We start from the raw sequence: 21,985 nt of genomic DNA on the forward strand, positions 1-21,985 counted from the left end.
GTGATACTGGCGTCAGGCACTAAAGTGCCTGACACTATTTACTCATTAGGTGATGTATTGGGCAAGTCAGCTGGAAAGAGTCCTTTTTATAAAATCTTGATAGTATGATGGGAAGTCGCTCACGCAGTTGGTTAAAGCTTTTCCAGAGTTTTTAATTCGAATGCTAATTGAATCATTGGACTGGACCAGAACGCTCGATAAAACCTGAGCAATGTGACGATCCGAGATGCCCATTTCGTATAATAAAATCGCGTCAATAGAGGGTAAGCCGTATCGAAGTTTTTTCTGTAATGTCGATAAGTTATCTAATAGTTGTTGATCGATTTCTGGTTTTATGAGTTTTAATAGTTCGATTATAGAGCCTATTAGTAAGGTTCCATCATACGCAATTCCAGATTCGCAAGCGTCAATGACGTGCTCATTTGTAATGTCACGTCTCTGAGTTCCCCAAATCAACTTCGAGTTTGCTTTTTCTAAATGAGTCCTTAATGCGTAGTATGGAATCCCTTTTATCCATTCGGACACTAATGACCTTAAGTCGTCGCGAGACTCAATTTTATGGATTCCTTTGCTGTTCGATTGAGAGTAAATAAACGGCCATAGTACGTCTAATGCGTCGGACTCGCTAGTGCACTGTTCGAGTGCTACAATATTAAATGTTGTCCATTCTTTTATTTCTTGAGCTTGTGTTAGACCGAAGAGTGTTCTTCCAAATGCACGTCTTTCAACTTCTAAAGGGCAATTGTTTTCGATGTTTTTCGCAATAATGTCAAATATAGACAGAATGGTTTCTTTGTCGTCTTCGCTGCTCAGGTTGTAGGCCAATGTTTGCTGAGCTAAATGTACAGCACCGTTTTCGCCAAAGACTTCTTTTGTATCATCCCAGTGGGCCAGTAAGTATCCCTCTATCGAGGCTATGATATTCGCTTTCTGTTCGGCTTGGTCGAGGACGCTTTCAATAGTAAATTTTAAATCGGGCCTTAATTTAGCGGCTTCTGCTAATTGTTCTAGGAAGACTTTTGGAGAGTTAAGATAGTTTTTCAGATAATCTATGGGGCTGATGGTGAAGTGATGCTTTCCATCTACGCTTCTAATAGGCTCTAATATGTTCAAAATGCTGCTGGTACAAGGTTCTGAATTTTCAAAGTTAAGGATTTTTTTGAACTCAGACCATTTCCAGCGTCCCTTGTCAGAGGATTTCATATCAAAAATATCAGGGTCGGCAAAAATTATGCTGCCTTCTGTATACATCCCTGAACGACCAGCCCTACCGATTAAATTATGAAAATCTCTTACTTTAATCGGTTTTCCAGCTTGATAAATGCTCGTTATGAGCAGATACCTTATCGGCAGATTCACTCCTTGTGCGAGTGTAGAAGTGCAAATAATAAATTTTATCAGGCTTTTCTGCATCGCATATTCTATTGCGACTCTCAAACCTTGTGGTGTGTTACTACTGTGGGAGTAAATGCCTAAACTCGAGCACTTCGTCGTTTCGCTCTCTATGCCCAAATGAATTGTGTGCAGGTTTAGTAAGTTTTTGACTTCGGCCTCATCTGAATATTCGCTTGGTTTGGGGATAGATAGGTTTCTCGAGTAAATATCCACTGCCACTTTAGCAATGGTTGAGACGGCTGCTTTTACACCGCAAAATATAGCCACGCTGCCATTAGATGCCAATTTTAAACCTAGGAACATCGCAATACTTTTCCCATCTGCTTTGTCAGGAAAAAATCTATCGGTTCTCTCCCTCGGTTTGCGTGAAAGCTTATATTTTTCTATCACTCGTGGGACGAAAAAAGTTTTTTCATCAGTGTTGTTTTGTTCTACGAACTCAAGCCTGCCTAGTGAATCTTTCCAACTTGCAAACGCTACTGTTCTGTAAGTTGAAAGTATGTCTGTACCGTTGATGTTTATTCCGTCTTCGCCATTGAGCCAACTGCCTATAGCTTGTGAGTTATTAATGACTGCTGATATAAGTATAGTCTGAGCTTCTTTTGGTATCAAAGATTTCAGGGAGGAAAGTAAAAGCTCATAAGTAACGCCTCTAGGGCCGCTGTCGAATTGATGACCCTCATCATAGATTACAACTCCAATACTTTCTGCTAGTTCTGGAGATTGACGCAGTATATACATCAATTTTTCGGGCGTAAGGACTAATATGCTGTCCGTTTCTAATGAGTTAAAATCAAGGTCTAGAAAACCATCTAGATCAAATTCAGCAAAGTCCATTTGCGGTACGTCGGAGACGCCATCAATGCTGACTACCTCGCCGTCGAAGCTTCTTGAGAGTTCACTTCTTATTTCTTGGCAAAGGGCTTTGAATGGGGCTACAACAACTACCAGATTTGCTCTCGCCGATAGAAATGCACTACGGATAATAAGTTCGATTGACTTGGTTTTTCCTGCACTTGTAGGCATTTGAATGATTGCTGATGACTCTTTAAGTATCCCTTTCTCCCCTAGTAGGCGTTGGGATGGCCAGAGTTCTTTTATTGAGCCATCCTTTTTAAGATAGCTCATCCAGATTTCTTTTGCTAAGCCGGAGTAACGAGGGAGTAAGCTCCAAGAGGAGTTTTTTAGTCTAAAATTAGTGATTGCACAAATTACGTCTGCAAATAGTAGCTCTCTATCTGAACCTATGTCATAAGCTTTAGCTTTAAGCTTGGACAGTTCGGTTTCGATTTTAGAGAGGCCTTCTCCGGTACTGTAGTAGGTCAGGATTGAGTAGGACAGTGCGATAATATTAGATTTGTATTTTTCTCTCGCGTCCGTAAAATATATGGAAAAATCGCCTACTAGCAGCCAGTGCAATAGATCTTCTAAGTGAGATGCGTCTAGATATGGGCATGTTGGAGGCAGTTTTTTAATAAGAACAGATGAACTACCGGGTAGGTCGCATAAATAATATGATGCAGATGCAAGTAAAATTAAATAGGGGTCTATTTCTTCGTCAAGCTTGGATTGAAGGTATGAGTCAAAGAATTGTGCCGAAAACTGGAGATCCGTTTTTAATTCGGTCAGCCTTTCTGAAGGTGTATCTGTCGAGTTGATTGCTAAACAGATTTCCCCAAGTGTTGCGATGGAGAGTATTAGTAATTGAGAAGGATCACTACTTGTTTCAATGTGGTGCTCAGGCGGTATGTTGTATTCGTACATTTTGGCTTTTGAGCGAGTTACACCCAGTAAAACACGCGATGCTTTTTCAGGCTTCATCAGCTGCTCGCTTATAGAGGCTATTTACTAGGGTCATAAAGTCTTTGCTTTTTATGATTATTAGCGAAACTGAACTCTTATTAGGATGCTCAGACGTATCTGATACAGAAGCTTCTAATGGGTCGTATATAACACTTTCGTAGAGAGCTACTGCTCCATAAATATCTTTATATGGCCTGTCAGCTGGATTTTGGAAGCGGCCAATTTTTTGTGCATCTTGAATATTTTTCGCTTCATAGAATCGCTGCCTTATGGCATTGAGCGACTCCGCTTTTCTAAGATTATCTTTACCTGAGTGGTTTATAGCTTCCTGAAGTCTCGCATTCGCTTTTTTACCGGAAAGTTTAGCTTTGACTTCATACATTGCTAAGCAGTCGTTAGGGGAGTCTGTCTGGGACAACATTTTGAATGCTAGTACATCGGAGCCTTTAGTCGACTCGTTCCTAATTGTTTTTCTATCGTACCTTGTTCGAGGAACCCAATAGTTTGAAACGTATTCTAGGTAATCTGATACAAGTATTTCGGCAAAATCACCGGATCTGGTTCCGGGGCCGAATCCTCCTTTTTCAGTTGGAAACTTTAAGTCATCTAAGTATTCTGTTCTGCTTTTCCCAGTGGCTTCTCTTAGGAAGTCGATATCTGAATCACTACAGTACTGATTTCTAAAGTGCTTGGCCCATTCAGAGAGTATGCCATTATCCGTCGTATGTAATAGTTCGAATACTTGGACAGGGACTCCATCTTTAGTTGTTAGTGCGGCACCAGTATCTTGGAGCCAATTAAGGTAGCCCAATGGGAAGGCCATATTTATTTGGCCTTGTAATTTTTTGATGGATGCCGATGTTTATTATTGGTATGCGGCTTAAAATACAAAGGGTCTGGTATGTTTGATGTGTTTTTAAGCATGTAGTACTCCATTACTAGCCTAAGATTTTATCTAAGCTCACCCTATATTAAATTTTGTCTGATGTCGATTAGCCACTTGTATTGTTGCTTTTTGATCATGGTGAAGCGTAGAAATTTTGGAAGGCAGCTTTCAGGGGAGGGTGGTGATGTCTATATGCCTGCAAGCACTATCTCGCGGTCATCTACCTCTTTTCAGGAGAGGGATCACCATCAGTATATGAGGTGGGAGGAAAATCTATCGTGATCCTTAATTGTGTTGATCTATCCGCGATGGCCCCTTGCTCACGGTCTTGGGTAGACGTAGGGCTAGGCACGTCGATAAATTTTAAACAGTGAAATCCCTTTAGGTCATTGAACGGCTTGAAGCTGTCGATATCCACGTAGCAGATCACTGACTCTCGTTGTTGCTGCAGCAGCCTCGTCAGGCATTGTTGGATCGGCACGTTACCCGGAAGTAACGTCAGCGGGTTGGCATAGCGTGCCTGCTGGATTTTAACCTCCGTGATCAGCTTGAGCACATCAATCACCCGGCCCAGCCCCAGGTAGTCGCCATTGAGCGTGATGATGAAATCTTCCTCGATCCGTTGCCGTGCACGACTGGTTAGCAGGCGGCTGACTTGTTGCAGGGACTGGCTCAATTCCACCGCCAAAAAGTCATCGCTCATAAGGCGGCTGATGGGCTTGCGTGCGAACAGGTCGGTGGCAAACGGCTTGAGCAGCGCGTCCGATAGCGAATGCCGGTGCACGATACCAACCGGGTGGCCACGCCCGTCAAGCACTGCCAAGGAGTTGAGGTTGGCCTGGCGGCGGAAAGACTCCAGCACTTGAGCGGTGGCGGTGTCCTGATCCACCGCCGGTTGTTCGTTGAGCAGGGCGCTGAGGTCGCTGCCTTCATCACTGAGGGTAAGGTTGGCGTGGTCTTGCTTGGGCAGCATCAGGCGCGCTTCCTGAGGCGGCTGCTCCTGCGGGCGGCAAAGCAGATAACCTTGGACCAGGTCAACGCCCATCTCCGTCAGCACCGCCAGTTCTTCCACCAGCTCGATGCCCTCGGCAATCACCTGAGCGCGCGATGCCTTGGCGATCTGCAGGATAGAGCCGACGAATTCGCGCTTGAGCGCGTCCTGATGGATGCCGTCGATAAAGTGCCGATCGATTTTCACGTAATCCGGGCGCAGCTCCGACCACAAGCGCAGGCTGGAATACCCGGCGCCTAAGTCATCCAAGGCGATGGCAAAGCCCATGTTGCGGTAATGATGCAGTGCGGTTTGCAGCAAGTAGAAGTCGTCGGTAGGGGTTTGCTCGGTGAGTTCTATTACTACTTGGCTGGGTGGAATGCCTAAGTCGCACAGCAGTTGCAGGGTGCGCCCCGGTTGGTGTGCCGTTTCCATCAAGGATTCCGGCGAGATGTTCAGGAACAGCTTGCCCGGCAGTTTTTGTTCGCTGAAGCGCCGACAGGCACTTTCGCGGCAGGCCATTTCCAATTCGCTGAGGCGCCCAGCCTGGCTGGCGACCGCGAACAGGGCGACGGGGGAGTGCAGTGGGCTGTTGGAGGGGCCGCGGCTGAGGGCTTCGTAGCCGAGAATACGCCGCTCTGACAGGCAAATGATCGGTTGGAACAGGCTGTGTAAACTGCCTTGAGCCAGAATAGAGCCCAATGCATTCAGCTGTTCGGTCATGGTCATGGCGATCTCGATCAAAAAAAGGACCGCAGGCTATAAGCCTGCGGTCCTTCATTTCACGACAGAATGATGTCTATATGATGACACTCCGAGGAGTGATCGCATTAAATTGCCATCATTTACTGCTTGGCCACCTGCTTGCTGATTTTCAGGTAATCCAGCAGGATCCGGCCTGTTTCGGCCAAGTAGGCGTCGTCTTCCGGTTTGGTTTTTTCAGGCTCGGCCGGCAGTGCATCTTCATCTTCTTTCTTCAGCTCTTTGAGCGGGTCTTCGCCTTTGGCCTTGCGGCGGGCGTTTTCCAGCACAAGCTGCTGATTTTCGATACTGGTGTGCTGCGCACGGCGATCCGCTTCGTTGAGGCTGACGGTTTTCTCTTCCATCAGCTTCTTGGCCAGGGCCAGTTTGTCGCGGATAAACACGAACTCGGCATCCTTCGCGGAGCGAGCGTCATGGTCAGCTTTCAACTGTGTCAGGAACGGTTTGAACGGGTCCGACGCCGGCTTGATCGCAGGACGGATAGTGTCCCACGGCATGGCTTCAGGCAGGGCGCTTTCGCCGATTTCTTTGGTGTCGATGATTGACGGAAAGTCGACATCCGGCAGCACGCCCTGATGCTGGGTGCTCTGCCCAGAAACGCGGTAGAACTTGGCCAGGGTCAGCTTGAGTTCGCCATGGTTAAGCGGCTGAATGGTCTGCACGGTGCCTTTACCGAAGGTCTGGCCGCCGATGATCAGTGCACGGTGGTAGTCCTGCATGGCGCCGGCGAAAATCTCCGAAGCCGAGGCCGAGAGACGGTTGACCAGCAACGCCATCGGCCCTTTGTAGAAGGCACCTGGGTTCTCGTCTTCCAGCACATCGACACGACCGTCAGCGTTGCGTACCAACACGGTCGGGCCTTTGTCGATAAACAGGCTGGTCAGCTCGGTGGCTTCCTGCAGGGAGCCGCCGCCGTTATTGCGCAGGTCGATGACTACGCCGTCGACTTTTTCCTTCTGCAGCTCAGTCAGGATTTTCTTCACGTCGCGGGTGGTGGACTTGTAGTCCGGATCGCCAGCGCGGAACGCCTTGAAGTCCAGGTAGAAGGCCGGGATTTCAATCACGCCCAGCTTGTAGTCCTTACCATCCTGTTTGAGGTGGAGGACTTTCTTCTGCACGGCCTGGTCTTCGAGCTTCACCGCTTCACGGGTGATGGACACGATCTTGCTGGTCTGGTCGTTCGGGGCATTGGTGTGCGGAATCACTTCCAGGCGCACCACGCTGCCTTTCGGTCCACGGATCAACTTGACCACTTCGTCCAGGCGCCAGCCGACCACATCGACCATCTCTTTGTCGGCCTGAGCCACGCCGATGATCTTGTCGGCCGGGGCAACTTGCTTGGTTTTGTCGGCCGGACCTGCCGGCACCAGACGTACGATCTTGACCTGGTCGTTGTCGCTTTGCAGGACGGCACCGATGCCTTCCAGCGACAGACTCATGTTGATATCAAAATTTTCCGCGTTATCTGGCGACAGATAATTGGTGTGCGGATCGTAGGACATCGCGAAGGTGTTGATGTAGGCCTGGAAGATATCTTCGGCGCGGGTCTGGTCCAGACGTGCCAGCTGATTCTTGTAGCGCTTGGTCAACAGCTCTTGAATGGCCTTGGGCTCTTTGCCAGCGATCTTCAAACGCAGCACTTCGTCCTTGACGCGTTTGCGCCACAGGTCGTCAAGGGCGGCGGTGCTGGTTAGCCAAGGCGCGTTCTTACGATCCACCAGAAGGGTTTCCTTCTGGGTGAAGTCGAGCTTGTCGACGCCCTTGTTCAACTCACCCAAGGCGAAGTCAAGACGCGCTTTGACGCGGTCCAGGTAACGCTTATAAATGGTGAAGCCAGGCTGCAGGTCGCCGCTTTTGAGGAAATCGTCGAACTGGGTCTTCCACTTGTCGAACTCAGCGATATCGCTGGCCAGGAAGTAGCTGCGCGACGGGTCCAGCAGCTTGAGGTAGCTGTCGTAAATGATCACCGAGCGAGCGTCGTCCAGCGGCGGCTTGCTGTAGTGATGGCGTTTGAGCAACTCGACGACGTTAAGGCTGGCAATCACCTCATCGCGATCAGGCTGAAGGCTGTCCCAGCTATTGGCTGCGAACGTATTGGTCGACATCGACGCGAAGCCGAGACCAATGAAAAAAGCGAGGGCGGTGCTGGGGAACAGATGCTTCATGCTGATTCGACGCGGGGGCAATTGATAACGCATATTAGGCCGTCTTTGAGGGAGCCGGTTCCATATGATCCGGTCGCATAATGCAAAAAGCCCGGCGCTACAGCTACGGGCTCAGTCCAGACTCACTATGGAGGCACTGTGAAAGCATTGCAAGGCGTTGAAGGTCATGTGGAGTGGTTGGAAGAACCCAGTCCTACCTGCGATGTAGGCCAAGTTCGCATTCGTGTGGCGGCTGCGGGCCTTAATCGCGCCGATTTGTTGCAGCGTGCGGGGCTTTATCCACCGCCTCCGGGTGCCAGCCACGTGCTGGGCCTGGAGTGTGCCGGGGTGATTAGCGAAGTGGGGCCGGGGTCGTCCTGGCATGTCGGTGATCGCGTTTGCGCGTTGCTGGCCGGTGGCGGCATGGCCGAAGAAGTGGTGGTGGACGCGCGCCATGTGCTATCGGTGCCGGAAGGCTTGTCGCTGAGCGAAGCGGCGGCGTTGCCTGAGGTGTACAGCACGGCGTGGCTGAATCTGTTCCAGTTGGCGGGCCTCCAGCCCGGTGAAAAAGTCTTGCTGCATGCCGGTGCCAGTGGCGTGGGCTCGGCGGCTATCCAGTTATGCAAGGCGTTTGGCAGCCCGTGCTGGGTCAGCGTCGGCTCGCCGGAGCGCCTGGAATACTGCCAAGCACTCGGCGCCCAGGGCGGCGTTGTACGTACTGACGGGATTGAAGGGCTGCGCGATTTCGGGCCGTTTGACGTGATCCTCGACCCCGTGGGTGGCAACTATGCCGCGCTGGACCTCAAGCTGCTGGCCCTGGACGGCCGTTGGGTGTTGATCGGCTTGATGGGCGGGCGCGACGCGCAGCTCGACCTGGCGCAGGTGCTGGGCAAGCGCATTCAGTTGCTCGGCTCAACCCTGCGCAGCCGCAGTGATCAGTTCAAGGCGGACTTGTTCAGTGACTTAAACCAGCATGTATGGCCGCTGTTTGCTGAGGGGCGCTTGAGCCCGCAACTGGCCAAGACCTTCCCGATCAAGGATGCCGAGGCGGCCTTTGCCGAATTGGCGAGCAACCAGATTTCCGGGAAATTGGTGTTGGTGATTGACGAGCGCTTGGTCTGATCTCAAGTTGAAATGTAATCCGGTGTGGGAGGGGGCTTGCTCCCGATCGCAGTGTGTCAGATGAAGAACTCTTCACTGTCTACCGCTATCGGGAGCAAGCCCCCTCCCACATTTTGATTGGATTCAATTCAAAGAGGTTGGGGTCAGACCCAGTGGTGGATTGGCCAGCCGGCTTTTTCAGCATGCTCGCGCAACACCGGGTCGGGGTTCACCACCTGCGGGTGATCGACCTTCAGCAGCAATGGCAAATCATTGCGCGAATCCGAGTAAAAGTACGCCCCTTCCAGTGATTCACCTTCCTGCTCCAGCCATTCCAGCAACCGGGTGATCTTGCCTTCACGGTAAGTCAGTACGCCCACGGTCCGGCCGCTGTAAGCGCCATGGCTGACTTCCAGATCAATCCCCAGCACTTCATCAATACCGATACGTGCGGCAATCGGTGTGACCAAGTGCGTACCCGAGGCGGAAATCACCAGAACCCGATCGCCATTTGCGCGGTGCCGGGCGATGGTTTTGGTGGCATCGCTGTAGATCAGTGGCTCAATCACATCCTCGACCCATGGCTCTACCAGGTGGTCGATTTCCTCCTGCGTGCGCCCGATCAAGGGCTCCAGGCTGAAGTCCATGAAGTCTTCCATCAACAGCTTGCCCTGGCTGTAGGCGTCCATCAATTCGTGGTTCTTACGCATGAACGACTCAGGGTCGACCCAGCCCAGGCGGCCCATCTGCTCGCTCCACAGGGTGGCGCAGTCGCCGTGGATCAGGGTGTCGTCCAAATCAAAAATTACCAATGCCATCCGTCATGCTCTCTCATTAAATCGTGGCGTCAGGCTACTTCACACAGCGCACTGGGGTCGATGGAAAGTGCCAAACGCTGGCCATCCGGGTGCAGGTCGTCGGCCGAACGGTTGAGTACATCCACCACCAACTCCACGCCGCGCGCTTCGATGCGGTAGCGAATCACGTTGCCCAGCAGGCTGTGGCTGCGCACCAGTGCGTCCAGCTCGCCGCTGCGGCTCAGCTCGATGGCTTCCGGGCGAATCGCAATGCGCCCACTGATCGGGCGTTGCAGCAACTGGCTGGCCTTGTCGGCGTCGAGCAGGTTGTAGTTGCCGATAAAACCGGCGGCAAATACATCCACGGGCGCAGTGTAAAGGGTCTCGGCATCGCCGCTTTGTACGATCTTGCCCTGATTCATCAAGAAGATGCGGTCGGACATGGTCAGCGCTTCTTCCTGGTCATGGGTCACGAAAATCGTGGTCAGCCCCAGTTCGCGCTGGATCTGGCGGATCTGTTCGCGCAAGTGCTTGCGAATCCGCGCATCCAGCGCCGACAGCGGCTCATCGAGCAGCAACAGGCGCGGTCGGGTCACCAGGGAGCGGGCGAGGGCCACGCGCTGGCACTGGCCGCCGGACATCTGGTGCGGATAGCGGCCCGCAAGCTCCTTGAGTTCGACCAGTTGCAGCACGTCCTGCACGCGCTTGTGGCTGTCGTCGGCGTTGACCTTTTGCATGCGCAGGCCGAAGGCGACGTTCTGTTCCACGGTCATGTTGGGGAACAGCGCATAGCTCTGGAACACCATGCCGATATGGCGTTTCTGCGGGCTCAGCGGCACGATGTCCTGGCCGTCGAGCAGAATCTTGCCGCTGTCCACCGAGGTCAGCCCGGCAATGCAACGCAGCAAGGTCGATTTGCCGCAACCGGACGGGCCGAGCAGGGTGACGAATTCACCCTTGGCGATCTCGCAGTTGATATCACTGAACACCGGGGTGCCGGCGTAGCCTTTTTGCAGGTGTTGGACGCTGACGAAGCTCATTGGCTTTTGTCCTTGTTCAAGATATTGGCGGCCCAGGTCAGCACCAGCACAAAGAAGAAGTAGGAAATGACGATCGCACTGGTGAAGTGGCCGCTCGTGTTGCGCATGTTGTTGAGGTACACCTGCAGGGTTTCGTAGCGGGTGCCCACCAGGATATTGGCAAACACGAACTCACCGAACAGGAACGAGAACGACAGCAGCAGCGCCACCATCAGGCCTTTGCGCAGGTTCGGCAGCACCACCAGAATCGCCGCCTGCCAGGTGCTGGCGCCGAGTAGCTGCGAGGCGTCCATCAGGTCACGCAGGTTGATCGCTTGCAGGTTGTTGGTGATCGCGCGGTACATAAACGGCAAGGCCACGGTGAAATAGCAGCCGATCAGGATCCACGGCGTGCCTACCATCGCAAAGGGCCCGGACCCGTAGAGTTGCAGCAAGCCCACCGACGACACCACCGGCGGCACCGCGAAGGGCAGCAGGATAAGAATGTTCATCAGCGCGTCGAGTTTGGGGAAGTGGTAATGCACCACGAACAGCAGCGGTAAAATCAGCACCACCGACAGGATCAGCGCCCCCACGCACACCAGCAGAGACTGGCCAAAGGCAGCCAGGAAGCGTGGGTCGCCCCACAGTTGCACATACCATTTCACCGTGAAGCCGGCGGGCAGGATGGTCGCCGACCAACTGCTGGCAATGGAATAGACAAAGGTGCCCACCAGCGGCAACACCAGAATCGCAAATAACAGGCAAACCACTACCCGATGGTAGAGGGAGGCCGAGCTGGTTTCAGCGCGAGACATGGTAGCTCCTCTTGAGCAGCAGTTGATGAACCACGGTGACCACGGTCATCAGCGCCACCAGCACCACGGCCAGGGCACTGGCCATGTTCGGGTCCAGGGAGATGTCGCCGGAGACCATCGCCGCGATGCGAATCGGCAGTACGTTGAAGTTGCCGGTGGTCAGCGCGTACACCGTGGCATAGGCGCCGAGGGCATTGGCCAACAGGATTACGAAGGTGCCGAGCAGCGCCGGGGTGAGCACCGGCAAGCCGATGTGCCGCCAGAACTGCCAGCCGCTGGCGCCGAGTAACGAGGCCGATTCACGCCAGTCTTCGCGCAACGCATCGAAGGCCGGGTAGAGCAGCAGCACACCCAGTGGGATCTGGAAGTAGGTATACAGAATGATCAGGCCGGTCTTGGAGTACAGGTTGAAGTCCTGAATGATTCCGGCCTGCTTGAGCATGAGGGTGATGCTGCCGTTGAAACCCAGCAGGATGATGAAGGCAAAGGCCAGCGGCACACCGGCAAAGTTGCTGGTCATGTTGGCGAAGGCGGTGACGAAGTTGCGCAGTGGCCCATCCACGCGGCGCAAGGAGTAGCTGCCAAGCACCGAAATGATGATGCCGAATACGCTGGAATAGAAGCTGATCTCCAGGCTGTACTGAATGGCCTGCAGGTAGAACTTCGAGCTGAAGATCTTGCTGAAGTTAGCCACGCCCCAGCCGAACTCCTCCGATTGCAGGCTATTGATCAGCACCCACACCAACGGGGCGATTTCGAACACGATAAAGAACAGCGCAAACGGTACCAGGCACAAAATCGCCAGCCATTTGCCACGGGTGATGGCGTTCACTTCAACAGCTCCCGGCATACAGGTTTATCGTGAGGCACACCGAGCAGTTCGCAGACGGTGCCGCACAGTTCGGTTTGCTTAGGTCTGGCAGAGGGGTCGAAGTTGAAAGCCGAGCCGAGTACGAACAGTGGCACTTCACGTTCTTCCGGCAACAGGCCGTTGTGCGAGCGGTCGTTGTTCATGCCATGGTCGGCGGTCACCAGCACCTGGTAGCCAGCGTCGAGCCAGCCTTGCAGGTAGTCGGCGAGTATGATGTCGGCCGAACGAGCGCTGTTGCGGTATTGCGGCGTATCGAGGCCGTGCTTGTGGCCGGCGTCGTCAATGTTCATCGGGTGCACTACGAGGACGTTCGGCGCATGTTTGCGGCGCAGGCTTTCAGCGTCGGCGAACAGGTGCGAATCCGGGTAGTGGTCATTCCAATAGAAATGTCCGTGCTGGATCGCCAGCGCCTTGTCGTCGGTATGACGATCTCGCGCGGCGATAAAGGGTGTGCGGTTATACAACTCGCTGACCCAGTGGTAAGCCGCCGCCGCTGTGGTGAGGCCGGCGTCGGTGGCGTAATGGAAAATGCTGCGCTGGTTGGACAGGCGCGAGACATGGTTGTGGACGATGCCGCTGTCGATCGGCGGCACGCCGGTGAGGATGCATTCATACAACGGCCGGGACAGGGCCGGCAGTTCACAGTCCAGTTTGTAAAGCGCTGCGCGTCCTGCGCCGATATAGGCCTGCAGATGCCCCATGGCATGGCGGGCAACCTCGTAGTTCAGGCCGTCGAGCACCACAAGGATGACGTTGTGCTTCATAGGGGCTGGGGCTCCGCAACGATAGGTTTGACTCAATTTTCCTGGATGGACGGGATCAAAAGTGTGGGAGCGAGCAAGCCCGCTCCCACACAAGCCCGCTCCACATTGGATCTCCAGTGGAGGTCCAATGTGGCTGAGGCCTTACTGCATATTGATGATGACTTCTTCCTGCCACTTCTGCGGCAGTGCCTTGGAGGTCTTCTCCCAAGCGTCGGCATCTTTGATCGGCGTGACGTTCTTGTACTGCTCGTTCGGCAGCAGCTTGGCCTGTACGTCAGCCGGTAAGGTCAGGTGCTCGGCACGAATCGGACGTGCGTTGCCGCGCGCCAGGTTGGTCTGGCCGGCGTCGCTGAAGATGTATTCGCGCGTCAGCTTGGCAGCGTTCGGGTGCTTGGCGTACTTGTTGATGATGGTGGTGTAGCCGGAAATCACCGAGCCGTCCGAGGGGATCAGCACCACGTAGTCATCCGGGTTGGCCATCTTGGCTTTGTAGCTCAGGCCGTTGAAGTCCCAGACCACGCCGACTTCCACTTCGCCTTTTTCCATGGTGGCGATGGTCGGGTTGGCGAGCGACAGTCGGCCTTGTTTAGCGATTTCAGCAAACATCAGCAGTGCAGGCTGGATGTTCTTCTCGTTGCCACCGTTGGCCAGTGCTGCTGCAAGCACGCCGTTGGCGGCTTGGGCGGCGGTGCTTACGTCACCGATGGAGACTTTGTATTTGCCGGTTTTAAGGTCAGCCCAGCTTTTCGGTGCTTCGGAACCGTGCAGCAGCTTTTTGTTGACGATAAAGGCGATGGTGCCGGTGTAGGCCAACGCCCAGTTGCCATCTTTGTCTTTCGCCCAGTCCGGCACTTGTGCCCAAGTGGTCGGCTTGTACGGTTGCGCCACACCCTGTTTCACCGCAATCGGGCCGAAGGCGGCGCCGACGTCGCCGATATCGGCGCTGGCGTTGTCTTTCTCGGCGGCGAACTTGGCGATTTCCTGGGCCGAGCTCATGTCGGTGTCGATGTGTTTGAGGCCGTAGGTCTTGGCCAGGTCTTCCCAGGTGCCTTTCCAGTTGGCCCAGTCATCGGGCATGCCGACGCTGTTGACGGTGCCTTCCGCTTTCGCGGCGGCTTCCAGAGTCTTTAGATCGTTATCAGCAGCCATGGCGGTGGTGCACATGGCAATGGTCGAGCCTAACAGTGATGCCAGGAAAAGCTTTTTCATCCGAAGCTCCTTTGGGCGTTTTCAACGCGGCGTTTTTATGAACGTTTGGTCTAGGTCAGAGCAATACCTGAGCCAATCTAGGCTCGATGGATGACAGTTTCATGTCGGTGTCGTTTTTAAATCGCTTGTGTCGCTCATTCCAGTCTCAGCGTAGACCATGCTCAAGTGCCCGCAGGTACTGGACTTGGCCGATGTATTGCAGTGTGCGGTGCAGGGCGCGGACAGGGACTGTCATCTGTCGGTCATCTGTAATGCCTAGGCTGTCACGCAGCAGCAGACGCCCGAATACAGCGCGGTTTATGCACCTGAACGGTGCTGGTCTAGTCCAGATAGGTAACGTTGATGCGTGATGAGGCAATCAAGGCGGTTACATCCATCGGCCTGGCGCTGCAAGAGCAGATCGACCACGGCCTGTTGCCGCCTGCCAGTAAGTTACCCGCCGAGCGCAAGCTCAGCGAGTTGTTTGGTACCACGCGCATTACCGTGCGGGAAGCCTTGTTACAGCTGGAAGCCCAAGGGCAGATCTATCGCGAGGAGCGCCGTGGCTGGTTCGTCTCGCCGCCACGCCTGGCCTATAACCTGATGCAGCGCAGCCACTTTCACGCGATGGTCGGCGACCAGGGGCGGGTGGCGTCTACCGAAGTAATTTCTGCGCGGCTGCAACCGGCGTCGGCGGCGGTGTGTGCGTGGTTGCAGTTGCCGGCGTTGTCGAGTGTGATCCAGATCTGCCGGAGGCGGCGCATTGATGGGCGGCTGGTGTTGTATGTGGAGCACTACCTGAACCCGCAGTATTTTCCGGGGATTCTGGCGTGTGACCTGAACCTGTCGATGACCGAGCTGTATGCGCGCAAGTACGACCTGCATTACGGCCGCGTGCGCTTTGAGATTGTGCCGACGTCACTGCCGGTGGAGGCCGCCGCAGGGTTGCGCGTGTCGGTGGGCAGCCCGGGCTTGCGCATTGCCCGGGTAAATTATGACCAGCATCAGCGTTTGATCGACTGCGACCTGGAGTTCTGGCGGCACGATGCGATTCATGTGGGCGTGGATGTGGTTTAACCCTGTGGCAAGACCGCTCGCTACAACAAGCGCGGTCGCCTCAAAAACTCTGTCGGTCAGGTATCAGGTGTGAGGGTTTTAATGACCTGATCCACATTGCTCTCCAACTCCGCCACCGGGTCTGCACCGTCGACATTCAACACCAACAGCTGCGCCCCACCTGCCGTCACCGCCGCTTTCACTGCTTTGCTCGGCTGACGGTGATGCAGCACGACGGCCACCTCGCTGTGTTTCAAACGGGCACTTAATTGCTGCAACGCCTCAGGCGTCCAATCCGCATCGGGCCTTGCATCGGTGCTGACCACTTCCAGGTTCAAACTGCTGACCAGATACGCAAAGTGATCGCTCAGGCTGACCACGCTCAGGTTGTCCGCCTGAGCCAATCGCGCTTCGCTGTCGGCGTTGAGTTTGAGCAGGCGCTGCTTGAGGGCGGCGAGGTTGGCGTCGATCGTCGGTTTGGCGCTGGGCGCAAGGCGGCTCAGGTCGGCGGCCATCACATCGGCCATGCGCCCCATATTGTTGCTCGACTGCCACGGCTGGCTGTTCAAGCCATCGGCGCTGCCCTGTTGCACGGCGATGCCCGGCAAGCCACCGTCCACCGGGCGCGCGGCGTCGACTTCGACGATGCGGATATTGCTGCGCCGTGCCACGGGGTACAGCGGGTCGTCCGCCCACAGCGAGCGCAGGCCGATGGCGGCGTCTGCCTCCTGGGCCAGGGTATTCAACGCCAGCGCGCCACGGCCGGTGAAGTAGGACACCTGCCGTGAACCGGGCAGGTTGGCCGGGGCCGCGCGCTCAAGCTGCACGTTGGTGCCCTTGAGCAGCACCTCGGCCAGCCCGTAAGTAATGGGCAGCGACGCCAGCACCTTGACCGGTTTTTTCACCTTGGTCAGGGCGGCATGGCCGAGGCCTTGGTTGACTTTGAATTCCTTGGGGTCGAGGCCTTCGATGGCCAACACCTGGGTGCTGATCAAACAAGCGACGGCCAAGGCCAGTGGGCGAAAGACAGGGCGCATTATCCGAGATTCCCTTTGAGGCTGGGCACTGTGCCGCGCGCGATGGCGGCGAAGGCGAAGGCGATACCGGCAACCAGAATGATCGCGGCACCGGACGGGATAGGCAGGTCGAAGATGATCGGTAGCAGGATGCCGCACAGCGTACTCACCGTGGCGATCACCACCGAGATCCAGAAAAAGCCTTTGAGCGACTGGCTCAGCAGGCGAGCTGCTGCGGCCGGAATCACCAGCAGCGCGCCAACCAGAATGGCGCCGATCACCTTGACCGCCGCCACAGTGATCAACGTCACCAGGATCACAAACAAATAGTCCAGGGTCTTCACCGCCACACCGCGCACCGCGGCCAGTTGCGGGTTGAAGCTGGCGAGCATGATGCGGTTGTACAGCGGCAGCGCCAGGGCCATCACCAGCGAGCCAACCACGGCCAGCACCAGCAAATCGTTGCCGTTGACCGTCAGCACCGAACCAAACAGCACGTTCTCCAGAATATGCACGTTGATCTTGCCCGCCAGGATCAGCAGCAGGCTCGCGCCCAACGCCAGGGACACCGAGAGGAACACGCCAATCAAAGTGTCCGGCGCCAGGCCGGTGCGGTTGCGCAGGTAGTTGAGGAGGATGCCGAACAACAGGCAGTAGCCGAACAGCGCACCATACGGGCCGGTGTAGGGTTCACCCAACAGAATGCCCACGGCCACGCCGGTCAGCGCGGCATGCCCGACCGCTTCGGAGAAAAACGCAAAGCGCTTGACCACCACCAGCGTGCCCAGGCCGCCCAGCACCGGGCCGATCAGCAAACCGGCGAGCAAGGCATTGACCACAAACCCATAGGCCAGCGCTTCCGGCAGATACCCGGAAGAGGCCCAGCCCTGGACCATCAAACGAAACGCTTCATAACTCATTGCGCCGGGCTCCGAGGGTGAGTGGAGAACAGGGTCAGCAGGCGGTCCGGGGTCAGCGCCTCTTTGGGCGTGGCGTCGAACAGCACGCGGCGGTTGAGGCCGGTGACGCGGTCGGCCAGGCGGCCTACGGCTTCCAGGTCGTGTTCGATCCACAGCACGGTGATCCCGGCCAGGCGCCAGTCATTGATCAGCCGTTCGAAAACCTGGATGCCGGCTTCATCGAGGGCCGACATCGGTTCATCCAGCACCAGCAGGTGCGGTGCCGGGATCAGGCCCTGGGCCAGCAACACGCGCTGACGCTCACCGCCGGACAGCGCGCCCATGCGGCGTTTACGTTTGTCCTGCATGCCCACCCGCTCCAGCGCCTCGCCAATCGCTCCGGCGTAATGCTTGGATAGGCCAAGAAACGCCGGGCGTCGTTGACACATGGCAGCCATGAAGTCGTCGACGGTCATTGGCAAGCCCCGGTCGAACTCCAGCGCCTGTGGTACATAGCCGACGGTGCCGAGCGTGGTCGGCCATTCCAGGCGCAATTGCCCCTGGTGCGGCGTTTGCCCCAGCAGGGTCTTGATCAGCGAGCTTTTGCCGCCGCCATTCGGGCCGACCAACGCGTGGATGCTGCCCGGCTGAACCTTAAAGCTCACGCTATCCAGGATCGCTGTGCGACCGAGGGTCAGCGACACCTGGTCGAACTCAAGGGTCGGGCCAATGCTGGCCACCTTCAGGTGTTCCGCCGCCGTCATGCCCCCGACTCCTGAATCGCCCGCACCACGGTGTTTAGATTGCCGGCCATTTCCACTTCGTACTTTTCAGGTGTGTATTCGCCGTAGGAGATGTGCGACAGCGGGTACAGCTTGACCCCGGATTCACGCTGGATGGTTTCGACATAAGTGGATGGGAAATCCATCTCCGAGAAGATCACCTTCACGTCCAGGGCGCGCAGTTCGTCGATGGTCTTTTTCAACTGACTGGGGCTCGGTTCGATACCGTGGGCCGGTTCGACCACGGCGGTGACTTCCAGGCCGAATTCGCGCAGCAGGTAGTCATAGGCCGCGTGCACAGTGGCAACGCGCAGGTCCGGGTTGGGCGCACTGGTCAGCTTGGCCAAGGCGTCGGCGCGCATCTGGCGCAGGCGCTTGCCGTAGGCACGGGCGTTCTGGGTGTAGGCCTTGGCGTTGTCCGGGTCGAGCTTGCCCAGCTCGCGGGCGATGTTGTTGACCTGGGCGATCGAGGCGCTGATCGACAGGAAGGTGTGCGGGTTGACCACCTTGCCGGCACCGCGCGCGGCATTGCCGGTGGCGGCCAGCAGCGGCACGTTGGCATTGGCCTCGATCACCGGGATGTCTGGGCGCTCGCTGGTGGCGATCATGCGGTCGGCGAAATCGTCATGGCCGACGCCGTTGAGCACGATCACGTCCAGCGTGCCGATGCGCTTGATGTCGTCAGCGCGCGGCTCGTAGGCGTGGGGGTTGAACCCGGCCGGAATCAGCGGCACTACCTCGGCCTTGTCGCCGACAATATTGGTCACGTAGCTGTAATAAGGGTGCAGGGTGATGCCGATGCGCAGGCGCTTGCCCGCCTCGGCGTTCGCCCAAGGCGCCAGCATTAAACTGAACAGGCTGACCAGCAACAGGCGCAACAGGGGAGATGAAATAGACATGGGCAATCGGTCTTCTCGGTCAGTGGCGGTGCTGGCGCGTGACGCCGGCATCGAATTGCGCGACCACCTGTTGCCAGCCGGCAGCGATCAGCGCCTGGTCAGTGAGGTCGGAAGGGGCGGCGAGGTTGGCTTGGCGGTTGAGCCAGATATCCGGCTCGGCGCCGTGCACGCGCATCAGCAGCGAGCCGCTGGCACTGGGCGTCTGGCTTAGACCTACATAGGCCGCAGGCGCCAGTAATTGCCAGCGATGGTCGCCACGGCTGACCGAACTGGCGTCCTGGGCAAACGGTGCAAACCCTTCTTCGGCCAGTTGCTCGGGCGTCGGTAGAACACTTTGCTCCTGTTGCAGCAGTTGGATCTCATCCAGGGTCACCCGCAGGTCGGCGTAAATGCCTTGCTCGGCGGCGCTGAGGTCGCGGCGCGCATCCAACTGGTGGCTGGGCAGCGCCACAACTTCCTGGGTTTCACCGTGCAAGGCCACCACCGAGCTTGCCACCGCGAGGATGAACAGGCACAGCAGCAGCACGTAGAGGGTTTCGTGGCCGGCACCCGCGGGGCGTACAACCTGTGTCGTACTCATTGAGGTTGGATATCCGCTTGGTCGATTTCCACCACGTGGCCAGGGCCTGCATCAAACAGCACGTAGAACTCGGTCGCGGGCTTTTTGAAGGTCAGGGTTGAGTCCTGGCCGAGTTTGCCGGGTAGCAGGATGGTTTCGTCGTAGCCGATCACGTCCAGGGTTACACCCGGGGCGCCGCTGCCGTCGGAGAAACCGCCGGTGCACTGGATCTGCTCGCCGGGGATCTCTTTGCACTCGCACATCGGGTTGTGGGCCAGGGCCGCGGTACTGAAACCGGCGCCGAGCAACAGTGCGGCGCAGGCGCGGGTCAGGCGCTTGAAAGTCATGGTTTAACTCCTTGCTTGTTCAGCCAGGCGATAGTGGCAGGCGAGGCCTGGCTCAGCGGGATGGAACCCTGGTGCATGCTGCCGTCCCAGCCTTCCATGGTGACCCACAGTTGGGCGTCCGCCGGGGTGCGTGCCGGCACTGGCAAGGCGGCGCCCATGCGGTACGGCGTGCCGAAGAAGATCACCCCGGCGGCGCGCAGGCTGCGCGGTTTGCCGATGCGCAGGTAAGTGGCCTTGACCTGCTCGGCGCAGGTGTCGCACAGGGCAGCGTTGAAGAATTTCATCGGGCCGGCCGGGTCCGGGCTTGGGCCTTCATTGCGGAACTCGGCGAGTTTCAGGCTCCAGGGCCCGACCTGCACGTCTCCGGCCACCCGCTCACCAATGCCGGTGTCACCGCGAAACAGCGCGGCGTCGGCGAAGTACTTGGGCATGAACCCCAGCGGCACCAGCAACAGCAGGATATTGATATGGAACCGCCACTTCAGCCAACAGGCGCGCAGCGGCGAAGGGGGCGTAGCGCGAGCGACCTTGCTCATGAGTGGGCCTGCGAGGATTCAGTTTGCATGGCGGAGGCGGCAGTTGGCGCACGTTGTGTCTTGGCTTCGCGCTTGAGGGCGTTGAGGGTGGCCAGAGCGGTGCGCTTGGTCCAGATCAGCAGGCCGCTCAACACCATCATGCTCAGCACCAGGCCGAAGAACGCCCAGATCAGCTTGATCCACAGTCCGCCGAAGTCGCCGGTGTGCAGGGGGCGCATGGATTCGGTGACGAACTCCAGCGCCGAGCGATCGGACAGCAAATGCGACACCGCAATTTCACCGCTGTATGGGTTGAGCTGGGCGGTCTGGAACATCAGCGGGTACCAGCCGCGCCCGCCGATCTGCAGGTGGCTGTAAGCGTTGAGCGGCAGGAACACGAAGGTGGCGTCCAGCCCGGGAATGCGTTGGGTGGCGATCTCGATGGCGTCGTCCAGTGCGATCATCGGTGCAGGCACACCGGGCGCAGACGTGGGCACCTTCTCGCGGGCAATCACCGGCACGATCGGTTCGCTGGAGATGGAAATCTGGTTATCGCCAAGGATCGCCTGGATCAGGAACCAGGTGCCGGTGATGGAAATCACCGCAATAAACCAGATCGACCAGATACCGCTCAGGCGGTGGAAATCGCCCCAGAAGATCCGCGCGCCGTGGCGGATACGCAGGGTAGGGCGCAAGAACCCTTTCCAGAAACGCTTGTAGACCACCAGCCCGGTGACCAGCGACGCCAGCAACGGCAGGCTGAGCGCCGAAACCAAGTACCAGCCCCAACTGAAGCCATTGGTGAACGGCACCAGCCACCAGCCATGCAAGGCGCGGGTAAATTGTTTGAAGTTGAACGATGGGCTGATGCCCTGGATGGCGCCGGTATAGGGATTGACGTAAACCTCCACGGAGCGCCCATCCGGATAGCTAAGGTCGACACTCAGCGCAAAGTGCGTTTCGTCCGGGCGGATGATCGACTGTACGATCGCTTTGGGCTCTTCGCGTTTGATGGCGGCGATCACTTGGTCAAAGCTCAGCATATGGGCGTCATCCGACGGCTTGCTGGCGCGGATGTCCGGGTTGGCCAGCCAGACGATCTCCTGGCTGACCACCGCCAGGGTGCCGGTGACGCAGACGATCAGCACAAAGAACCAGATGGGCAGTGCCAGCCAGCTATGCACGAGAAACCAGAGTTTGGAGCGCGACTTCTTCGACATGTGAATGATGATCTTGATCGGAGGGGCGAAAGAGGCCCGGAAAAGGCCGGTCGTAGCTTTTGCTGACGCGACGGGCTGTATCTAAGTTAAGACGGATGAGAAACAGAAATCCCTAAGGCGGATATGAAAGAAAATGTTTCAGGTTCACATTCG

Annotated in this window: 20 protein-coding genes; 2 read left to right on the forward strand and 18 right to left on the reverse strand. The window is 56.5% G+C overall.

Translation table 11 applies throughout. From position 1 onward, the window contains the following. Positions 1-66: 66 nt before the first annotated feature. The 4 genes from FW764_RS26770 to FW764_RS26785 form a co-directional block, all read right to left on the reverse strand. The gene (locus FW764_RS26770; protein WP_446436512.1) at positions 67-3,216 is read right to left on the reverse strand and encodes a DEAD/DEAH box helicase; all 3,150 of its coding nucleotides are present in this window, start codon (positions 3,214-3,216) and stop codon (positions 67-69) included. Next, positions 3,206-4,021: a Hachiman antiphage defense system protein HamA gene (locus FW764_RS26775; protein ID WP_446436513.1), complete on the reverse strand. Its 816-nt coding sequence runs from the start codon at positions 4,019-4,021 to the stop codon at positions 3,206-3,208. Before FW764_RS26775 ends, FW764_RS26770 begins: the two co-directional genes overlap by 11 nt. 283 nt (positions 4,022-4,304) lie before the next feature. After that, complete coding sequence (locus FW764_RS26780; protein ID WP_446436514.1) at positions 4,305-5,804, reverse strand: GGDEF domain-containing protein; 1,500 nt, start codon at positions 5,802-5,804, stop codon at positions 4,305-4,307. 116 nt (positions 5,805-5,920) lie between these two features. Continuing rightward, positions 5,921-8,002, reverse strand: coding sequence for a carboxy terminal-processing peptidase (locus FW764_RS26785; protein ID WP_446436515.1), 2,082 nt, complete (start codon positions 8,000-8,002; stop codon positions 5,921-5,923). Between the two features lie 138 nt (positions 8,003-8,140). Here FW764_RS26785 and FW764_RS26790 point away from each other — a divergent pair, with 138 nt between their 5' ends. Next, positions 8,141-9,103 (forward strand): zinc-binding dehydrogenase, encoded by a 963-nt coding sequence (locus FW764_RS26790; protein ID WP_446436516.1) that lies wholly within the window; start codon positions 8,141-8,143, stop codon positions 9,101-9,103. 143 nt (positions 9,104-9,246) lie between these two features. Here FW764_RS26790 and FW764_RS26795 read toward each other — a convergent pair whose 3' ends face one another. From FW764_RS26795 to FW764_RS26820, 6 genes are all read right to left on the reverse strand, one after another. After that, positions 9,247-9,900 (reverse strand): HAD family hydrolase, encoded by a 654-nt coding sequence (locus tag FW764_RS26795; protein ID WP_446436517.1) that lies wholly within the window; start codon positions 9,898-9,900, stop codon positions 9,247-9,249. A 29-nt stretch (positions 9,901-9,929) separates the two neighbouring features. Beyond that, positions 9,930-10,919 (reverse strand): ABC transporter ATP-binding protein, encoded by a 990-nt coding sequence (locus FW764_RS26800; protein ID WP_446436518.1) that lies wholly within the window; start codon positions 10,917-10,919, stop codon positions 9,930-9,932. After that, entirely contained in the window at positions 10,916-11,716 is an 801-nt protein-coding gene (locus FW764_RS26805; RefSeq protein ID WP_446436519.1) for an ABC transporter permease, read from the reverse strand. Before FW764_RS26805 ends, FW764_RS26800 begins: the two co-directional genes overlap by 4 nt. Further along, on the reverse strand, positions 11,703-12,548 hold the full coding sequence (locus tag FW764_RS26810) for an ABC transporter permease (protein ID WP_446436520.1): 846 nt from the start codon (positions 12,546-12,548) through the stop codon (positions 11,703-11,705). Before FW764_RS26810 ends, FW764_RS26805 begins: the two co-directional genes overlap by 14 nt. Then, a complete protein-coding gene (locus tag FW764_RS26815) occupies positions 12,545-13,351 on the reverse strand; it encodes an alkaline phosphatase family protein (RefSeq protein ID WP_446436521.1) in 807 nt (268 codons plus the stop codon). Before FW764_RS26815 ends, FW764_RS26810 begins: the two co-directional genes overlap by 4 nt. Before the next feature lie 141 nt (positions 13,352-13,492). Next, positions 13,493-14,560 carry an ABC transporter substrate-binding protein gene (locus tag FW764_RS26820; RefSeq protein ID WP_446436522.1) on the reverse strand — a complete coding sequence of 356 codons (1,068 nt, stop codon included), beginning with the start codon at positions 14,558-14,560 and terminating at the stop codon, positions 13,493-13,495. 342 nt (positions 14,561-14,902) lie between these two features. On the opposite strand from FW764_RS26820, the gene FW764_RS26825 reads away from it, so the two are divergent. Further along, a complete protein-coding gene (locus FW764_RS26825) occupies positions 14,903-15,616 on the forward strand; it encodes a UTRA domain-containing protein (protein WP_446436523.1) in 714 nt (237 codons plus the stop codon). 56 nt (positions 15,617-15,672) lie between these two features. On the opposite strand, the gene FW764_RS26830 is transcribed toward FW764_RS26825, so the two are convergent. Genes FW764_RS26830 through FW764_RS26865 form a run of 8 tightly spaced genes read right to left on the reverse strand, consistent with a single transcriptional unit; the run spans position 15,673 to position 21,832 of the window. Then, positions 15,673-16,632 (reverse strand): metal ABC transporter substrate-binding protein, encoded by a 960-nt coding sequence (locus tag FW764_RS26830; protein ID WP_446436524.1) that lies wholly within the window; start codon positions 16,630-16,632, stop codon positions 15,673-15,675. Further along, the gene (locus tag FW764_RS26835) at positions 16,632-17,531 is read right to left on the reverse strand and encodes a metal ABC transporter permease (RefSeq protein ID WP_094952102.1); all 900 of its coding nucleotides are present in this window, start codon (positions 17,529-17,531) and stop codon (positions 16,632-16,634) included. The genes FW764_RS26830 and FW764_RS26835 overlap by 1 nt, the downstream gene beginning before the upstream one ends. Beyond that, positions 17,528-18,274: a metal ABC transporter ATP-binding protein gene (locus FW764_RS26840; RefSeq protein ID WP_446436525.1), complete on the reverse strand. Its 747-nt coding sequence runs from the start codon at positions 18,272-18,274 to the stop codon at positions 17,528-17,530. Before FW764_RS26840 ends, FW764_RS26835 begins: the two co-directional genes overlap by 4 nt. Next, positions 18,271-19,191 (reverse strand): metal ABC transporter substrate-binding protein, encoded by a 921-nt coding sequence (locus FW764_RS26845; protein WP_446436526.1) that lies wholly within the window; start codon positions 19,189-19,191, stop codon positions 18,271-18,273. The genes FW764_RS26840 and FW764_RS26845 overlap by 4 nt, the downstream gene beginning before the upstream one ends. A gap of 19 nt (positions 19,192-19,210) precedes the next feature. After that, positions 19,211-19,771: a DUF6162 family protein gene (locus tag FW764_RS26850; protein WP_446436527.1), complete on the reverse strand. Its 561-nt coding sequence runs from the start codon at positions 19,769-19,771 to the stop codon at positions 19,211-19,213. After that, a complete protein-coding gene (locus FW764_RS26855) occupies positions 19,768-20,097 on the reverse strand; it encodes a hypothetical protein (RefSeq protein WP_446436528.1) in 330 nt (109 codons plus the stop codon). The genes FW764_RS26850 and FW764_RS26855 overlap by 4 nt, the downstream gene beginning before the upstream one ends. Continuing rightward, positions 20,094-20,633 (reverse strand): thiamine pyrophosphate-binding protein, encoded by a 540-nt coding sequence (locus FW764_RS26860; protein ID WP_446436529.1) that lies wholly within the window; start codon positions 20,631-20,633, stop codon positions 20,094-20,096. The genes FW764_RS26855 and FW764_RS26860 overlap by 4 nt, the downstream gene beginning before the upstream one ends. Beyond that, positions 20,630-21,832 (reverse strand): PepSY-associated TM helix domain-containing protein, encoded by a 1,203-nt coding sequence (locus FW764_RS26865; RefSeq protein WP_446436530.1) that lies wholly within the window; start codon positions 21,830-21,832, stop codon positions 20,630-20,632. The genes FW764_RS26860 and FW764_RS26865 overlap by 4 nt, the downstream gene beginning before the upstream one ends. Positions 21,833-21,985 lie beyond the last annotated feature (153 nt).

The organism is Pseudomonas sp. 1152_12 (genome assembly GCF_052850675.1).